Raw genomic sequence first — 17,468 nt, 5'->3', positions numbered from 1 at the left:
CTTTGGCGTTTAACAGCAGCATCATGGCAGCACGCTCTCAACCGCCTCGATAAAGCATTGAGGCGATGCCAGTTGCATCTCGCGGCTGGCAATCTCGACCGCCACTTGCACGGTACACGCACGGGTCAAACGCTCACCCGTGGCCAGGTCCGTAATCAGGTAGCTGATCTTCAAGCGGTTCTCCCACTCCACCAGGTTGGCGCGCACGTTCAGGCGCTGGCCGAACGTGGCGCCGCGCACGTAACGCAGTTGCAGGTCGATCACCGGCCACGCATAGCCCGCTTCCTGCATCCGGGTGTAGTTGTGGCCGATGTGGTCGAGCAGCGCACAGCGCGCCACTTCGAGGTATTTGACGTAATGCCCGTGCCACACCACGTGCATTGTGTCGATGTCGAAAAACGGCACCAACACTTCGGTATCTACGTGCAACACGCCTTTGCTACGCATGCAGCCTCCAGTGTTGTTGGGCGATGCGGCTCAGGCACAGGCGCAGTTCGCGTTCCAGGGCGCGGTCTTCGACCACCGGCGGGAAGTCTTTGGCCAGTTCGGCGTGCATCGCGGCCAGCGCCGGTGGCAGCGGGCGGGCGTCTTCGGCGCGGCTGCGCAGCCACACGCCCTGATTGGCCGCCAGCAAGGTGGCCGCGGCGACCTGTTCGGTCAGCTCCAGCACGCGGATCGCGTCTCGGGCGGCGATGGTGCCCATGCTCACTTTGTCCTGGTTGTGGCATTCGGTAGAGCGCGAGAACACGCTGGCGGGCAGGGTGTTTTTCAGCGCTTCGGCGGTCCAGGCGCTGGTGCCGATCTGCACCGCTTTGAACCCGTGGTTGAGCATGGCGCGTTCGGCGCTGGCCCCCGACAGGTTGCTCGGCAAACCGTGGTTGTAACGCACGTCCACCAGCAGGGCGAGCTGGCGGTCGAGCAGGTCGGCAACGTTGGCCACCAGGGTCTTGAGGCTGTCCATGGCAAAAGCGATGTGCCCGCCGTAGAAATGCCCGCCGTGCAGCACGCGCTCTTCTTCAGCGTCGATGATTGGGTTGTCGTTGGCGCTGTTGAGTTCGATCTCGATAAACCCGCGCAGCCAGTTCAGGCTGTCGGCCAGTACGCCGAGCACGTGAGGCGCACACCGCAGCGAGTAACGGTCTTGCAGGCGATGCAGCGGCGCGGCCGGGGCGTCGATGGCCAGGTCCTCACGAATCCACGCCGCGACTTGCATCTGCCCGGGGTGCGGCTTGGCGGCGAACAGGCGCTCGTCGAAGTGCTCCGGGTTGCCTTGCAGTGCGACCACGTTGAGCGCGGTGATGCGCGTGGCCAGTTTGAGCAGGTAATCGGCGCGGGCGTAGGCCAGGCACGCCAGCCCGGTCATGACGGCGGTGCCGTTCATCAGCGCCAGCGCTTCTTTGGGCCGCAGCACCAGCGGCGTCCAGCCCAGTTCGCGGTGTACGTCGGCCGAAAAGCGCTGTTCGCCCTTGAACAGCACTTCGCGCTCGCCGGATAAGGTTGCGGCCACGTAGGACAGCGGCGTCAGGTCGCCACTGGCGCCCACCGAGCCTTCTTCGGGGATCAGCGGCAGGATGTCGTGGGCGATAAAGGCTTGCAGGCGTTCCAGCAGTTCGATGCGCACCCCGGACACCCCGTGGCACAGCGACTGCAAGCGCGCCGCCAGCACGGCACGGGTCGCTTGGGCGTCGAGCAATTTGCCCAGCCCGCAGCCGTGGAAGGTGTACAGGTGACGCGGCAGCGCTTCGACGTGCTCCAGCGGCACCGCCACCACGCACGAGTCGCCATAACCGGTGGTCACGCCATAAATCACGCCTTCTTTGTCCAGCAGCGAGTCGAGGAAACGCGCGCCCTTGGCGATGCGCTCGCGGTACTCGGCGTCGTCTTGCAGCCGGGTCGGCGCCTGACGATTGGCCAGCGCCAGCACGTCTTCAATGCGCAAAGGGGTTTGGCCGAAGGTTACTGGCTCATGCAGATGCGTCGTCATCGGTCTTCCAGAATGGGTAAAAGTTAAACCATTGGTGCGGCGCCTGGAGGCAGTAATGCCCCAGGCGTTCGGCGTAGCGGGCGGTCCAGTCGGCAATCACGTGTTCGCGGTCGCTGCGTCGCCAGTGCACGGCGTCAGCGAACGGTTCGAGGATCACGCGATAGCGGCCCGCCTGTTTCAGGCAAAACATCAGGTTGACCGGGCATTTGAGCAGCCCGGCCAACAGCCACGGGCCTTGCGGAAACGCCGCCGGATGGCCGAGGAAATTGACCTGCACGTTGCGCCCGCCATGCAGGGGCACGCGGTCCCCGGCAATGGCCAGCCACTCGCCGTTTTCGAGGCGCTGGTTGAGTTGCAGCATCACCGCGGGGTTGAGTTCGCTGACCTGAATCAGCCGCAGGTGGCTGGCGCCCGCTTCGCCCAGCAGGCGATTGAACTGCTCGGCATGCTTGGTGTGCACCAGCACGTTCATGGTCACTTGCTCGCCCAGTTCAGCGAGGGCACGGCACACCTCAAGGTTGCCCAAGTGCGCGCCCACCAGCATTTGCCCGCGTTCGCCCCGCAGTTGATCGCGCAGGCGGGCCGGGTCGACGATTTCGATGTCGTGGATGCTCAGCTTGCCGTTCCACACGTCGAGCTTGTCGAGCAGGGCGTCGGCAAAGCACATGAATTGAGCGAACACGCGGCGGCGCGTGGGGCGCAGCGCCGCTTGCCCGCTCCAGTCGGCCAGGCGCTGCTGGTACTGCCAGATGCTGCGCCGCGCGCGCCCGCCAAACAAAAAGAAGTACAGCACGATGGCGTACAACACCGGCGCGAGCACGCGACGGCCCAGCAGTTTGACGCCCCATGCGGTGAGCTTCATCAGCCGGAAACTGCCGCGCTCCTTGTGGTCAGCCCAATGCTGTTGAGGGTCGCTCATGCTGTGCAGCGTCTCCACAGAATGCTCGGCAACCGCAGCAACATGCCGAAAAACAGCTTGGTGTGCATGCTGGAAATCAGCGCGTTGTCGTGGAACAGGCGAAAGTGCGAGAGGCCGTCCTGCGGGTAGTGGACCCGGGTCGGCAGCCAGCGCATCGGTTGGTTGCGCCACGCCAGGCGCACGAGTATTTCAGGGTCGAAATCCATGCGCTTGCCCAGCTTGACGCTGTTGATCAGCGCCAGGGTCGGGGTCAGCGGGTAGACCCGGAAGCCGCACATTGAATCGGGGATCTGCAACGACAGGCTGTTGATCCAGACCCAGACGTGGGTCAGGTAGCGTGCATACAAACGGCCCTTGGGCACGCTGGCGTCGTACTGTGGATAACCGCAAATCAGCGCCTCGGGGTTGTGCCGCGAGACGTGCAGGAACGTGGCCACATCACGCAGGTCATGCTGGCCGTCGGCGTCCACTTGCAGGGCATGGGTGAAACCCAGTCGCGCGGCTTCGCGCAGACCGGCCATGACCGCCCCGCCTTTGCCCTGGTTGACCGCGAGGCGAATCAGAAACACCTGTTCGCGCACGGCCAGTTGTTCAAGCACCGCGCAGCAGGCCGGGCTGCTGGCGTCGTCCACCAGTACACACGGCAAGCCCGCCGCGAGCAGGGCATCGACCACCGCAGGCACGGCGGTTTCGTGGTTATAGACCGGGATCACGGCGCAGGGCTTATGCATGAGGGAGCCTTGTGGGCGAGCGGGTGGCACCGGGGCGCGACGTGATGCGTTATCCACAGGCCGCCTCCAGCAGGATGCGGCCGCTGGAGCACGCAGCCGTGTCGTTACGGTAGGCGAAGTGCAGCTTCTGGCGCTCGCGGTCGAAACGCAGGGTCAGCTCAATGGCGTCGCCGGGGCGCACCAGTTGCTGGAACTTGAGCACTTCCATCCCGGCAAAGCGGGGCGGCAGGTCGAGCCGTTGCTGACCCAGCGCCAGCGCCCAATCGACTTGCACCACGCCCGGCAGGACGGGGGTTTTGGGGAAGTGCCCGCTGAAAAATGCCAAATCCGGCGGGATCGACAGGTTCAGCGTCCATTGGCCGTCGGTTTCGGTCTGGCTCAGGACCTCGGGCATTTTCGGGCGCGGCGCCATTAACAAGGCATCGACCTGGGCTTGAGGCAGTTTGCCCTGGCTGTTGAACGGCAATTGGCGCAGCAAGCGCCAGCGGCGCGGCAACGCCAGGGCTTCGCAGTGCTGGCTCAGGTGCTGGCGCAGGGCGTGGGTCAGCGCCCGGCGCCCGTGTTCGCGCAGGGCGAACAGGCCGCTGTCGCTGAGCACCAGCAGCGCGCCCAGTGAAGCCCGGTTTTCGTTGACCACGCCCAGGCGGGCGTCGGCCACCCAGTCATGGCTGACCAGTGCCTGTTCGAGCATGGGCAAGGAGATGCGTTTTTCTTCGAGTTTGACGATGCGGTCCAGGCGCCCGAGCAGCGTGAAGCGCCCGTCAGCCTCAATGCGCGCCGCGTCGGCGGTGTGTTCGACATGGCCCACGGGCAGGTACGCCGACGCAATGCGCAAGGCGCCGTCTTCGCCCTGGCTCAGTTGCACATCGGCAAACGGTTGCCACAGGGTTTGACCCTGGCGCCAGGCGATGCCGCCGGTTTCCGAGCTGCCGAGGATTTCGGTGGGCCACTGGCCCAGGCGTTCAAACAGGGCAGCGGCGGCATCGGCCGGCAACGCGCCGCCCGATGAAAACACCCGGCGCACCCGGCTCAGGGCGGCCCAGTCGAGGTTGTCAGCGGTGCGTTTGAGCAGGGCCGGGCTGGCGATCCAGACGAAAGCGGGGTGTTCGCGGCTGGCGCGTTGCATGTCTTCAGGGAAGGCTAACTGGCGGCGCACAAAGGGACGGCCCGCGCACAGCGGCCACAGCACGCGGAACAACAACCCGTAAATGTGTTGCGCCGCGACACTGGCAATGACGCACGCGTCGCCCAGCTCTGCGCCCCACAACGCTTGCAGTCCCTGCACTTCGTTGGCGATCTGGCGCAGGCTTTTGTCGATGCGCTTGGGGGCGCCGCTGGAGCCTGAGGTGCACAGGCTGAGCTGGCAGGCGTCGAGGTCCAGGGGCGCCGGGGTCAGCGGCTCGGCGGACAACCCGTGCAGCTCGCTGTGTTGAGTTATCCACAGGTCGACGTCAGCGTCCCAGCGTTGACGGGTGTGCGTTTGCAGGTCGGCGGGCAATAACACGCTGACCCCGGCCCGCCACGCGCCCAGCAAGGTGACGGCCAGCTCGGCGGCGTCTTCCAGGTACACAGCAATGCGCTGCACGCCGCGTTGTTGCAGGCCGCCGGCCAGGCGCAAGGCCTGTTCGCACAGGGCGGCGTGGTCCAGTGCGGGTTCAACGGCGACGGTGCGTCCTGCGTGCCCCTTGAGCAACAATTGCTCAAGTTTTATCCAATTCATGCCCGGCCTCTTACCTGTTGTCGTATCAGCCATTCAATGGCAAACAGCAGCCCCATCAACCCGTAGGCGATCAGGCCGTTGTACAACGTCCACCAGCTCAGCGGCGCCCACAGCGTCAACCCCGCTGCGACTAACCCGTTGAGCAGAAAAAACAGGCACCAGACCTTGGTCACCTGTCGCGTGTAGTGAATCGCGATGTCAGGCAGTACCGGCTCGCGCAGGCGCGCCAGACGCTCGATCACCGGTGGCCCGAATTTCAGGCTCACACCGAACAGGCTGAGCATGAAGCCGCTGATCAACACCGGGTACCAGCGCAGCAGCGTCGGGCTGTTGAACAGCGCCAGCAGCGCACAAAACGCCAGGGCGACCACCGCCATCCACAGGCTGCCGGGGCGACGTTCGCCGGTCAGTGCGCGGGCCAGCCACAGGCCGCCGAGCAACAGCGCAAACTGCCACGGGGCGAAATGGGCCATGCCGAAATACACCGCAAAGGGGTACAGCAGACCGGCCAGCAGCAGGCCAAGGCCAATCAGGCGACTCATGCGTGCGCGTGAACCAGACGGTAAACCGCCTCGACCACGTCATTGACGGTGCGCACTGACTTGAATTCGTCGGCGGCGATTTTTTTGCCGGTTTTGCGCTTGATGTGATCGATCAGGTCGACGGCGTCGATGCTGTCGATTTCCAGGTCCTGATACAGGTTGGCGTCCAGGGTGACGCGCTCGGGTTCCAGCTCGAAGAGTTCGACCAGAGCGTCGCGCAGGGTGTTGAAGATGTCGTCACGGGTTTGCATGGTTCGGTCTCAGGCGGCCTGTTTGGCAGTGACAAAAGCCGCAAGGCTGGCCACGTTGGAAAAATGATCGCGGGTGTCTTTGGCGTCGGCGTCTATTTTGATGCCGTAGGTCTTTTGAATGGCCAGGCCCAGCTCCAGCGCGTCGACCGAATCCAGCCCGAGGCCTTCGCCGAACAGGGTCTGTTCGTCGTCGATGTCGTGGGTGCTGATGTCTTCGAGGCCCAGGGCATCGATGATCAGTTGTTTAATTTGCGTGTTCAGATCGCTCATCTGTGGCGAGCTCCTTAATAAAGTAGTCATGCACGAAGTCATTGAGCCGTCGCGAGGCCTTGGGTGGCGGGCCCAGCGCGGCAAAGGTGTGTGGGTCTATATCGGCCCCCACGCGAAAACTGAAGTGCACGCGGCGATCCGGGATGCGATACCAGGGTTCAGCCTTGGTCAGCGTGGTCGGGCTGACCTTGATAATCACCGGGGTCAGGACCTTCGCCCCCCGCAGTGCAATCGAGGCAGCGCCACGGTGAAAGGCGGGCGTGTGCCCCGGCGGCGTGCGTGTGCCTTCAGGAAAAATGATCAGTGTCTGGCCTTCTTGCAAAGCCTGGGCGGCGTTGTCCAGCATGTCGACACTGCCGTCATTGCTGATGTATTGCGTGGCGCGCACCGGGCTGCGGGTAAACGGGTTTTGCCAAAGGCTCTGTTTGACCACGCAATTGGCGTTTCTCACCAGACCGATCAAAAAAACCACGTCGATCAGCGACGGGTGGTTGGCAATGATCATTTGCCCCGGCCGTCCCAGTCGCTCGGCGCCTTGCACGTCATAGGTCAGCACGCCCATGCGCGCCATTGAGCGGATAAACAGCCAGAACAGCCGACTGACGGTGGCGCGGGCGCGTTCACGGCGACGAACGGCAGTGCCGGGCAGGCCGCTCAGCAGCGGGAAAATGACCAGACGCAGGCCCAGGCAGCCCAGACCGAACAGGCCGAAGCTGATCGCCGTGGCAATCAGGCGCCAGCACCAGGCGTCGCGGCGCGTGCTCACAGGTTGCGTTGCCAGGTCCATACGCGGGTTTTCCAGGCGTGTTGGAATGAGGCCTGCTCGTCGAACAGGTGGCGCAGCAGGTTCAGGGCGTGAGGCCATGGCGCGTGTTCTGCGTCTGCCGGGCCCGTCTCCAGCGTCACTTGCCACTGTGTACCGGGGGTCAGGAGCAGGCCTACGGCATAGGGGAAGGGCACGTCATCGATCCAGCAGGCGTAGGCTTCGGGCGGTTGTTCTTCGGTAATCACCAGCAACACGGCGGGCGCGCCTTCATTGAGCAGCGCGCAGGCTTCAATCAGGCCGTGTTCCAGGCCATCCCCGGCGGCGGCCAGCGCCGTCATCTCGCTGGTTTCGCCACGCAGGATCGACCACAGGCCAATCACCGCGTTATGCACCGACAGGCTGAACTGCGTGGGGGACAGGGGCTGTTCGGCCGCAAGGTCGCTGAGGATCTCGAACGTGCGCGGGGTTTCGCCGTGGCGCGAGGCAAACACCAGCGGCAGCGCCGGGTGGCCTTCAGCCAGTGGCCAGCCGACGCTGAACGCCATGCGTGCCAGACGGCTCAAGCGGCGGCGTTGCATGGCGGGTAAAAACGAGACGTCGGGGGCTGCACCGCTGGCGGCCAACAGGGTGGGTTGCTGGCTCCAGGCCTGCCAATCGGCCACGCTGTCGAGGCCCGGAGCCCAGGCACGCCACGCGGCGATATTGAAATTGATCACTGGAGTTCATCCCGCCTTTGCAGGCTTCCTTGATGCGAAAGTGAGCATCGACCGACGCCACACCTGTAACAGATGGGCGGCATTATCCCGGTGCAGTTAGCTGGTAGCAAATATTGCTTACAGTTTGAGTATGGTTTTTTCGCGATCTACAAAAAAGGCACTGTCTTTTTGCCAGTATTGGTCTATGAGTCAGGCAAGACTGTCACAGGAATAGGAGATATTTGCGGGTATTCGAAGATAAGCGACCTAGAGCTGTAGTTCGTTTCGCTGCGAGGTAGCGGATACGCGCGAAGGGCATCTACACTCGGGCTCTCATTGATACACGGAGGTTTTCAAATGCGTCGCGTGGTGTTCAATCAAAAAGGCGGTGTGGGCAAGTCCAGCATCGCGTGCAACCTGGCGGCCGTCAGCGCCAGCGAGGGTTACAGAACCCTGTTGGTGGATCTCGATGCCCAGGCCAACTCCACTCAATACCTCACCGGATTGACCGGCGACGACATCCCGATGGGCATCGCAGAGTTCTTCAAGCAAACCTTGTCCGCCGGGGTAGGGAGTAAGAAGAATCGGGTCGACATTTACGAAACGCCTTTCGAAAACTTGCACGTCATCACGGCCACCGCAGAACTGGCGGACCTACAGCCCAAGCTGGAAGCCAAGCACAAGATCAATAAACTACGAAAACTGCTGGATGAGTTGGCAGAGGATTACGACCGCATTTACATCGACACCCCGCCTGCCTTGAATTTTTATGCGGTATCGGCGTTGATCGCCAGTGATCGCGTATTGATCCCGTTTGATTGCGACAGTTTCTCCCGGCAAGCCCTGTACGGTTTGTTGTCCGAGATCGAAGAGCTAAAAGACGACCACAACGAAGACCTGCTGGTCGAAGGCATCGTGGTCAACCAGTTTCAGGCCCGTGCCAGCCTGCCGCAGCAAATGCTGGATGAGCTGATAGCAGAGGGCTTGCCGGTGTTGCCGGTCTACCTCAGCAGCTCTGTGCGCATGCGCGAATCGCACCAGGCCAGCCAGCCGCTGGTGCACTACGACCCCCGGCACAAGCTGACCCAGCAATTTATCGAGCTGCACGACTTTCTGGACCAGAACGCTTAAACGCTGAGGCCCTGGCTGTGGAGCCAGGCCTTGAGTTGAGGTAACGGCAAGGCGCCACTTTGGCGGGCGATTTCCCGGCCGTTCTTGAACAGAATCAGGCTGGGGATCGAACGGATGCCCAGTTGCCCGGCCAGTTGCGGATTGGCCTCGCTGTCGAGCTTGGCCAGACGGCACTTGCCGACCCATTGACCGGCCGCCTGCTCAAACACCGGTGCAAACGACTTGCACGGCCCGCACCACTGGGCCCACACATCCAGCAGCAACGGCAGATCGCCTTTGATCTGACTGACGTAATCGGCCTGATTCAGGTCGAACGGTTTGCTCAGCAGCACCTCATTTTTGCAGCGTCCGCACTTGGGATGCTCGCCCACGCGCGCGGCGGGGATGCGGTTCAGGCCGTTGCAGTGAGGGCAGGGGATCAGCAGCGGGTCAGTCATGGGGTAGCTCCTTTAAAAAATGGATCACGACGCGCTCACTCTTGCGCTGTTCGTCAGCGGCTCCAGGCCAATGGCGTGCAAGTTCAGCAGATGAATGCTCAACCTGCCACTGACCCGGTGAGGGGCGCGAGTGAGCGGGACGTCCTGTCACGCATTGAACGGGTTTATGACGAGCAACTGATCTCCAGGTGCTTGCCCCATTCAGGGGGCCGCTCGGCGTAGGCTTGCATGCCCGGTTGTTCGGTGAAGGGGTGTGTCAGGACGCTGTGCAATCGGCGTACTTCGCTGTAGTCCCCTGCTTCGGCGGCGTCGATGGCTTTTTGCGCCAGGTAGTTGCGCAGGATGTATAGCGGGTTGACGGCGTGCATGCGTTCGCGACGCGCCTGTTCGTCGGTGTGGCCTTCACGTGCGACCCGTGCCACGTAGTGCGCAGCCCATTCATCAAAGCCTTTAAGGTCGACAAAGTCGTCACGCAGGCGGGCCACGGCCTGGGCTGCCGGGAGCTCACCCAGCTGGCGCAAGAACAGGGTGTAGTCGACGGCGCTGCCTTGCATGCGTTGCAGCAGGGTTTCGATCAACGCCTGATCCCCGTCTTCAGCCGTGGTCAGGCCCAGACGGCGGCGCATCAGGTCCAGGTAATGGGCTTGATACAGCGGCAGGAACAGGCCAAGGGTTTCACGCAGGGCGTCGACGTTGATGAACGGCGTCAGCGCTTGAGCCAGCGCGCTGAGGTTCCATTGGCCGATGGGCACTTGGTTACTGAAGGCGTAACGCCCTTCATGGTCGGAATGGTTGCAGATGAATGTGGCGTCGAAGTCGTCGAGGAAGGCGAACGGCCCGAAGTCGAAGGTGATGCCCAGGATCGACATGTTGTCGGTGTTCATGACGCCATGACAAAACCCGTAGGCCTGCCACTTGGCGATCAGTTCGGCATTGCGCTCCACGATCTCGCGGAACATCGCAAGGTAGGGCTCCGGTTGCTCCAGGCATTCCGGGAAGTGCAGGGCCAGGACGTGTTCACCCAGCTGTTTTTGCTGTTCCGGTTGCTGGGTGTAATAGAAGTATTCGAAATGCCCGAAGCGGATATGGCTAGGCGCCAGCCGTGGCACCATCGCTGCGCGTTCTTGTTTTTCGCGCCACACCGGGGTGTCGGACCCGATCACACACAGCGCACGGCTGCTGGGGATGCCCAGCGCGTGCAGCGCTTCGCTGGCGAGGAATTCGCGAATGGACGAACGCAGCACGGCACGGCCGTCACCCATGCGCGAGTAGGGGGTCATGCCCGCGCCTTTGAGGTGCACGTCCCAATGCTCGCCCGCGTCGTTGTAGACCTCGCCCAGCAGTAAGCCACGGCCGTCGCCCAAGCGCGGGTTGTAGGAGGCGAATTGATGGCCGGAATACACCATCGCGCGTGGTTCGGCGTCGGCCCACAAGGTGTGGCCGCCAAACAGCTGCGCGAAGACCGGGTCGTCGGCCACGGCCGGGTCAAGATCAAGCAGTGCCATGGCCGACGGGCTGGCCACCACCACGCGTGGCGCGTCGATGGGCTCGGGCAGGACGTGGGTCGAAAACCCGTCGCCCAGGCGAGCAAAGCGGTTGTCGAAGGTCAGTTCGTCGAGGGCTTTCAATGGCCGTCTCCCACATAAATGAATGGCGTCGTTGCAGCGGGCGGCGACGGGGTGCCGGGCCACCCGTTTTAAGGAGATCCCGGCGGGCCCGATCGCAGCTTTGGGCGCTTACAGGGTTTTGGGCGCGTCGGGCTTGTCCAGTCGCGGCGGCGAGTCGGGCGTGTTCGGCGCTGGCGGCACTTCAGGGCCGATCGGCACCAGTTTGTATTCCTGGCCCTGCAAGTTCTTGAGGTACACCTCCATCTGCTGGAACGAGATGTTGATGCTGTGGTTTTTGAACTCGCGGTTGATGAAGCGGTTGACCTCGTCAATCACCGGGTTGCGGTCGCCCAGATCGCGCACGTGCATACGCAGTTCGTGGTCGAGCGTGCTCTGGCCGAAGTTGAGGAAGTACACCAGCGGCTCCGGGTCTTTGAGCACCCGCGGGTTCTCTTGCGCGGCCTTGAGCAGCAGCTGTTTGACCAGGTCCAGGTCGGAGCCGTAATCGACACCCAGTTTCAGGGTCACGCGGGTGACGGTGTCGGTCAGCGACCAGTTGATCAATTGACCGGTGATGAACGTTTTGTTCGGGACGATGATGTCCTTGCGGTCGAAGTCGGTGATGGTCGTGGCGCGGATGCGAATTTTGCTCACGGTGCCGGAGAGGTTGCCGATGGTGATGGTGTCGCCAATCCGTACCGGGCGCTCGAAGAGGATCATGATGCCGGAGATGAAGTTGGCGAAAATCTCCTGCATCCCGAAGCCCAGGCCTACCGACAGCGCGGCCACCAGCCACTGCAACTTGTCCCAGCTCACGCCGAGGGTCGACAGGGTGGCGACGAAGCCCACGCCGACGATCACGTAGGTCAGCAAGGTGGTTGTGGCGTAAGCGCTGCCTTGCCCCAGATCGAGGCGCGACAGCACCAGCACTTCCAGCAGCCCCGGCAGGTTGCGCGCCAGGGCGATGCTGATGCCGATGATGACCAGTGCGCCAATCATGTCGCCAATACTGATCGGCACCATGCTGGCGTTGGCGCCGGTGCCGCTGGTGTATTCGTAGAGGGTGATGTTGTCGAGGTACGAAAACACTGAAATCAGGTCGGCCCACACCCAGTACAAACCGCCGACAAATGCGGCAAGCAGCGCCAGACGGATCAGCCTCAGCGATTGCTGGTTGACCTGTTCAATGTCCAGCGTGGGTTCTTCGATGATGATCTCGTTGCCTTCGCCGGCTTCCTTGGCGGCCTGGCGCTTGGCCAGTGCGCGTTGATAGGCCAGACGGCGGGCCGCCACGGCAAGCCCGCGCACAAAGGCGGCTTCTGCCACCAGCCAGAACATCAGCAGGTAAAGCGTGTTGATCAGGCGGTCGCTGAGTTTGAGCGCCGTGTAGTAGTAGCCGAAGCACACGGCCACAAACAGGGCGAGCGGCAGCAGGGCAAAGGCGAAGCCCAGCAGTTTGCGCAGGCGGTAGGCTTTCTTATCGGTTTCGAAATCATTGAGCAGCAGCAGGCGGCACAGCAGCCACGCCATGGCGGCGTAGCAGCTGAGCACGATCACGATGCCCAGCACGTCGTCGGCCAGCGCGGCCGGTTGCTGTTCGGCAAATGCCACCACGGCCACCAGCGCCAGTACCACAAAGCCCAGCTTGCGTACCCAGCGCTGAAGGAACGCCACCAGCGGTTTTTCCCAGCGGAAATGCAGCTCCGCCACGCCGCCCGGCGCCAGCATGCGGTAGGCGGTGTAAAACACCAGCCAGGCCTGAGCCATCTGGATCAGCGCCGCGCCGAGGTTGGCGTTCATGCCTCGGGCATCGGTTTGCAACGCATAGCCGCACAAAGCCAGGGCCAGCGAAATCGGCATGGCCAGCAGGATATTGATCAGGATTGCCATCGGCGTGTGCCATTGGCTGTCACGTTTGAAGTGGCCAATGTCCTGATGGATGTTGTTCAACTTGCCGTACAGGTAACGGCGTTTCCATAGCAGGGCCACGATCAGCAATGCCAGTGGCGAAAACAGCCACGGGCGCTGGGCCAGGCCATCGCGAAGCTCGCTCAGACCGGATGTCCAGGGCAAGGTCAGCAGTTGCTGTTTGAGGTAGTGCGGGGCGGTTTCGAGCCACTCCAGGTCCAGCGGCTTGTTGCTCGGGATCCAGAACATTTGCTCATCGAGCGTGGCGCGCAGGCTTTGGGCGGTGCTCAGCAACTGCTTCTGGTTCAGTTGCAGGGTGATGGTTTCGTTGAGCAGCGCGCTCAGTTCGCGGTTCAGGCGCTCCAGCAGTTCGCCACGGGTGCCCACCAGTTCCAGCAGGGTTTTGCGCAGTTGCGGGGTGACTTGATCGGCCGGTTGCGTGCTGAGCAGGTTGTCCACGTAGGCAACCGGGTTGCTGATCAGTTCGCGTTGCTGGTTGATCTCGAATTGATACAAGCGGATGTCAGCGATTTCGTCCGCCAGGTTCTTGTCCATCTTTTGCAGACGCGGCAGCGCTTGTTTCTGTTTGTAGAGGATCTTGGACAGCAGAAGGCTACCCTTCAGCACGCTGATTTGCTCATCCAGCGCCTGATCGCTTTGGGTGACGTTGTCCAGTTGTTGCTTGGTTTCGAGGTTCTGCTGCGTGACTTCGTTCAAGCGGTCGGTGCTGCGCAACAGGTAGTCGGAAAGCTTGAGGTTGAGCGCGCTCTCGGTGGCCAGCAGGCTGCTGCTGCCAGACTTTTGCGCTTCCAGCGATTGCTGGGTCACGGTTTGTTGCGATTGCGCCAGACGCTTTTGGTTGATCAGGGTTTGCAGCTCCTGAATCTCTTGGTCCTGGCGCGCGGTTTTTTCCAGCAGCAGGTCATGCTGGCTGCCGCTGAGGTCTTGCAGCAGGCTGTTGCCCGCCAGTTCCTGACGGCGCAACGCAATCAGCGAGGTGAGGGCAGCCGCCTCGGCGGTGAGTTGGTTGCGCTGATCCTGGGTGAGCAATTTGCCGTTATCGCGGCCCAGCTTGAGGGTGGTGTTGATCTGCTGGATGCGCGTCTGGCTGGTGCTGATTTCGGCCTGCGCCCGCTCAGGTCGGGTTTGGGCCGCGATGGTCATGCTGTTGGCGCTGGCCAGGGCTTTTTGCAGTTCGCCCTGCTGCGTGGTGCGATCCGCCACCAGTTGCTCCAGCTCGGGCACGCTCAGATTTTTATAGCGTTGGGCCACCGGCACGACAGTACTGGCTTTGAGTCGCGCCAGTTCGCGCTGGTTTTCGAGGGTTTGCTGCTGCGCAGTGCCGAGCAGTTGCTTGACCTCACTCAGGCTCTGTTCGTATTCCGCCTTGTTGGCCAACTGGGCAAGGGTCTTTTCGAGGACCGCTTGCAGGGCCTTTTGGTCGGCGTCGGGCAGCTTTCGATCGGCAATTTTATCCAGGCTTTGCTGAACCGACTCGGCGGTCAGGGGTTCAGCCGCTTGCAGCGAACCCACACAAAGGCTCAGGCCGAGCAGGACGGTGGCGAAAAACGTGCGCAGAGTGGGCATAGATTCCGGTCATACGAGGGACAGAAGTGGGCAGTTTAGAGGAACAACCCCGGACCCGGGGCACTTCCTTCGGGGAATCTGACGCCCACTTTGGCGATCTTGTTCCCGTCCATCACGGCCACGGTCCAAATGGTGTTGTTCCATTCCACCTGGTCGCCTACGACGGGCGCACCGCCGACCTTCTGCGCAATGAAACTGCTCAGCGGCAAGTTGGGGTCGATCCCGTCGAGCTTGAGGCCGTACAGCGCCGATACCGCGCCCAGATGGGCGTCGCCTTCAAGCACGAAGTCACCGAAGAAGCGCAGATCCAGACCACGGGTCGGCGGTTGGCTGAACAGTTTGCCGAGGGCCGGCAGGTTGTGTTCGTGGCCGATCACGCAGAGCAAATCGCCAATTTCAAGGGTCGTACTGCCCGACGGGTGGAGCAGTTGCTGGCCGCGAAACAGCGCGGCGATACGCGTCCCTTCGGGCATTTTCAGTTCTCGCAAGGCGGCACCGATGCACCAGTTTTGTGCATCCAGACGGTACACAAATAACTCCCATTCACTGGTCACGTGAACCTCAAGGGCTGCGCGGGAGATGGGGGCCAGGTCGGGCGGTACGGTCACTTTCAGCAGTTTGGCGACCCACGGCAGGCTGGTGCCTTGCACTAACAGGGAAACCAGCACGATAAAGAACGCGAGGTTGAAATACAGCTGCGCATTCGCCAGCCCGGCCATCAGCGGGAACACGGCCAGAATGATCGGCACCGCGCCGCGCAGCCCGACCCATGAAATAAAGGCTTTTTCACGGGAGTGGAAGGCTTTGAAGGGCAGCAGGCCCACGAGCACGGACAACGGGCGGGCGAACAGGATCATCCACAACGCCAAGGCCAGTGCCGGGACCGCGATGGGCAGTAAGTCGTGAGGCGTGACCAGCAAGCCCAGCACCAGGAACATGCCGATCTGCGCCAGCCAGGCCATGCCGTCGAGCATGTGCAAAATGCCGTGGCGGCTGCGGATCGGGCTGTTGCCGATCACCAGGCCACACAGGTACACCGCGAGGAAGCCGCTGCCGTGCAAGGCGTTGGTGAGGGCAAACACCACCAGGCCGCCCGCCACGACCAGAATCGGGTACAGGCCGTTGGCCAGATTTATGCGGTTGACCAGTTGCAGCATCATCCAGCCGCCCGCCAGGCCAATGGCGCCGCCGATGCCGAACTCACGCAGCAAATTGAGCAGCAAGCTCCAATGCAGGCTGGTTTCGCCGCTGGCCAGCATGTCGATCAGGGTCACGGTGAGGAACACGGCCATCGGATCGTTACTGCCGGATTCGATCTCCAGGCTGGCCGACACCCGCTCGTTCAGTCCTTTGCCGCCCAGCAGGGAGAACACCGCCGCGGCATCGGTGGACCCGACGATGGCGCCGATCAGCAAGCCTTGAATCAGGTTCAGGTTGAACAGCCAGGCGGCCATCAGCCCGGTCAGCCCGGTGGTAATCATCACCCCGACCGTGGCCAGCGATAACGCGGGCCAGAGCGCCACGCGGAAACTGGAAACCCGGGTTCGCAAGCCGCCATCGAGCAGGATCACCGCCAGCGCCAGATTGCCCACCAGGTAGGCCGTCGGGTAGTTATCAAAAATGATGCCGCCGCCGTCGACGCCAGCAGCCATGCCCACGGCCAGAATGATCACCAGAATCGGGATTCCCAGGCGGGAAGACAGGGAACTCACCAGAATGCTTGCACCCACCAGCAACGCGCCGATCAAGAACAGGCTGTTGATGGTCGTCGCATTCAAAGGCAGTACTCCAGAAAACTCAAAGGCAGGGCGCATACCGATCTAGCAGTTTGCGTGCCAGCGATTCTAACCTGCGCGATTGCCGGGCTGTCAAAAAGGTTTTGTGAAAGCACGGCCGAGGGTTTGTAGCAGAGATTGGCGCCGTTCTTTTAGAAATTTAGGAATCCTCCTACAAAGGCTATGACGGTGTATCCGTTAGCGTTTACCTCATTTGCCGAGGGGTGGCTTCATGATGAGGCGCACCCTCAGTTTCTGAGGAACCAAGGATGTCCACCGTTAGCCGCCAAACCCGCTTCCAGCTGTCCCTAATGGGCAGCGACCAGCCCTTTTCGGTGCTGGCATTCAAAGGCGAAGAGGCCATCAGCGAGCCGTTTTCCTTTGACATTCAACTGGTCAGTGAGCGGGCCAGTCTTGACCTCGAAACCCTCTTGCACCAGCCCGCCTGGCTCTCGTTTGGCCCCGGTCACGGCATTCATGGCCAGATTGAGCGCATCACTCGCGCCAGTGCCGGCAAGCGCCTGACCCATTACCGCCTGACCCTGGTCCCAAGCCTTGCGTACCTCGCGCATCGCACCAACCACCGGATTTTCCAGCAGCTGAGCGTGCAGCAGATCATCCAGCAGGTGCTTGAAGAGCACGGCCTGCTCAGTGACGTCTATAGCTTTGCCGGGTTCTCGGAGTACCCGCTTCGCGACTATTGCGTGCAATACGGCGAGTCGGACCTGCACTTCATCCAGCGGCTGTGTTTTGAGGAAGGTTTTCACTATTACTTCAGGCATTCGCCCGACAGGCATGAGCTGGTATTCGGCGATAAACAACAGGCCTTTACCACGCTCAAAACGCCGACACCTTACATGCCGGGCAATGGCCTGGTTGCGCAAGGCCCTGTCGTCCATGACTTTCAGATGAGCCTGCAAGCCTGCACCAACCGCACGTTTACCCGCGATTACGACTTCGACAAAGCCGGGCGCACCCTTGAGGCAGACAGCCGTTCGCCCTCCAGCATGCGCCCGCTGGAACGCTACACCTACCCCGGCCGCTTCACCCGCGATCAAGAAGGCCTGCGTCATAGCCTGCGCACGCTGGAGCGCCATCAGGCCCAACACTGCGTGGTCAGCGGCCAGAGCGATCAGCCCGCCTTG

General features: G+C 62.3%; 16 protein-coding genes. 2 read left to right on the top strand and 14 right to left on the bottom strand.

The features are described from left to right. Positions 1-21: 21 nt before the first annotated feature. Genes BKD70_RS13150 through BKD70_RS13105 form a run of 10 tightly spaced genes read right to left on the bottom strand, consistent with a single transcriptional unit; the run spans position 22 to position 7,899 of the window. On the bottom strand, positions 22-447 hold the full coding sequence (locus BKD70_RS13150) for a thioesterase family protein (RefSeq protein ID WP_047273026.1): 426 nt from the start codon (positions 445-447) through the stop codon (positions 22-24). Next, complete coding sequence (hutH, locus tag BKD70_RS13145; RefSeq protein ID WP_047273027.1) at positions 440-1,984, bottom strand: histidine ammonia-lyase; 1,545 nt, start codon at positions 1,982-1,984, stop codon at positions 440-442. The genes BKD70_RS13150 and hutH overlap by 8 nt, the downstream gene beginning before the upstream one ends. Next, a complete protein-coding gene (locus tag BKD70_RS13140; RefSeq protein WP_047273028.1) occupies positions 1,965-2,903 on the bottom strand; it encodes a glycosyl transferase in 939 nt (312 codons plus the stop codon). Before BKD70_RS13140 ends, hutH begins: the two co-directional genes overlap by 20 nt. Beyond that, the gene (locus BKD70_RS13135) at positions 2,900-3,634 is read right to left on the bottom strand and encodes a glycosyltransferase family 2 protein (protein WP_047273029.1); all 735 of its coding nucleotides are present in this window, start codon (positions 3,632-3,634) and stop codon (positions 2,900-2,902) included. The genes BKD70_RS13140 and BKD70_RS13135 overlap by 4 nt, the downstream gene beginning before the upstream one ends. 49 nt (positions 3,635-3,683) lie before the next feature. Beyond that, positions 3,684-5,354 (bottom strand): AMP-binding protein, encoded by a 1,671-nt coding sequence (locus BKD70_RS13130; RefSeq protein ID WP_047273030.1) that lies wholly within the window; start codon positions 5,352-5,354, stop codon positions 3,684-3,686. Beyond that, positions 5,351-5,896, bottom strand: coding sequence for a membrane protein (locus tag BKD70_RS13125; RefSeq protein WP_047273031.1), 546 nt, complete (start codon positions 5,894-5,896; stop codon positions 5,351-5,353). Before BKD70_RS13125 ends, BKD70_RS13130 begins: the two co-directional genes overlap by 4 nt. Then, complete coding sequence (locus BKD70_RS13120; RefSeq protein WP_047273032.1) at positions 5,893-6,147, bottom strand: acyl carrier protein; 255 nt, start codon at positions 6,145-6,147, stop codon at positions 5,893-5,895. Before BKD70_RS13120 ends, BKD70_RS13125 begins: the two co-directional genes overlap by 4 nt. A 9-nt stretch (positions 6,148-6,156) precedes the next feature. Continuing rightward, positions 6,157-6,417 (bottom strand): phosphopantetheine-binding protein, encoded by a 261-nt coding sequence (locus BKD70_RS13115; protein ID WP_047273033.1) that lies wholly within the window; start codon positions 6,415-6,417, stop codon positions 6,157-6,159. Further along, positions 6,392-7,204, bottom strand: a complete 813-nt coding sequence (locus BKD70_RS13110; RefSeq protein WP_047273034.1) for a 1-acyl-sn-glycerol-3-phosphate acyltransferase — start codon at positions 7,202-7,204, stop codon at positions 6,392-6,394. Before BKD70_RS13110 ends, BKD70_RS13115 begins: the two co-directional genes overlap by 26 nt. Continuing rightward, positions 7,180-7,899: a beta-ketoacyl synthase chain length factor gene (locus tag BKD70_RS13105; protein WP_047273035.1), complete on the bottom strand. Its 720-nt coding sequence runs from the start codon at positions 7,897-7,899 to the stop codon at positions 7,180-7,182. The genes BKD70_RS13110 and BKD70_RS13105 overlap by 25 nt, the downstream gene beginning before the upstream one ends. Positions 7,900-8,235: 336 nt before the next feature. Here BKD70_RS13105 and BKD70_RS13095 point away from each other — a divergent pair, with 336 nt between their 5' ends. Next, positions 8,236-9,009 carry a ParA family protein gene (locus tag BKD70_RS13095; RefSeq protein ID WP_047273037.1) on the top strand — a complete coding sequence of 258 codons (774 nt, stop codon included), beginning with the start codon at positions 8,236-8,238 and terminating at the stop codon, positions 9,007-9,009. Here the strand turns inward: BKD70_RS13095 and trxC are convergent. From trxC to BKD70_RS13075, 4 genes are all read right to left on the bottom strand, one after another. Then, entirely contained in the window at positions 9,006-9,446 is a 441-nt protein-coding gene (gene trxC, locus BKD70_RS13090; protein ID WP_047273038.1) for a thioredoxin TrxC, read from the bottom strand. The genes BKD70_RS13095 and trxC overlap by 4 nt on opposite strands. Positions 9,447-9,610: 164 nt before the next feature. After that, entirely contained in the window at positions 9,611-11,074 is a 1,464-nt protein-coding gene (selO, locus tag BKD70_RS13085; protein WP_047273039.1) for a protein adenylyltransferase SelO, read from the bottom strand. 108 nt (positions 11,075-11,182) lie between these two features. Next, the gene (gene mscK / locus BKD70_RS13080) at positions 11,183-14,548 is read right to left on the bottom strand and encodes a mechanosensitive channel MscK (RefSeq protein WP_047273040.1); all 3,366 of its coding nucleotides are present in this window, start codon (positions 14,546-14,548) and stop codon (positions 11,183-11,185) included. 35 nt (positions 14,549-14,583) lie between these two features. Then, positions 14,584-16,326 (bottom strand): potassium/proton antiporter, encoded by a 1,743-nt coding sequence (locus BKD70_RS13075; protein ID WP_047273041.1) that lies wholly within the window; start codon positions 16,324-16,326, stop codon positions 14,584-14,586. A 266-nt stretch (positions 16,327-16,592) separates the two neighbouring features. Here BKD70_RS13075 and tssI point away from each other — a divergent pair. Continuing rightward, positions 16,593-17,468: type VI secretion system tip protein TssI/VgrG (gene tssI / locus BKD70_RS13070; protein ID WP_139145780.1), on the top strand; the 876-nt coding region annotated here is incomplete at its 3' end.

Origin of the sequence: Pseudomonas sp. BS-2016, from assembly GCF_001806145.1 — a bacterium.
Lineage (GTDB): Bacteria > Pseudomonadota > Gammaproteobacteria > Pseudomonadales > Pseudomonadaceae > Aquipseudomonas > Aquipseudomonas lundensis.
This window is presented reverse-complemented; position numbering and strand designations above follow the sequence as displayed.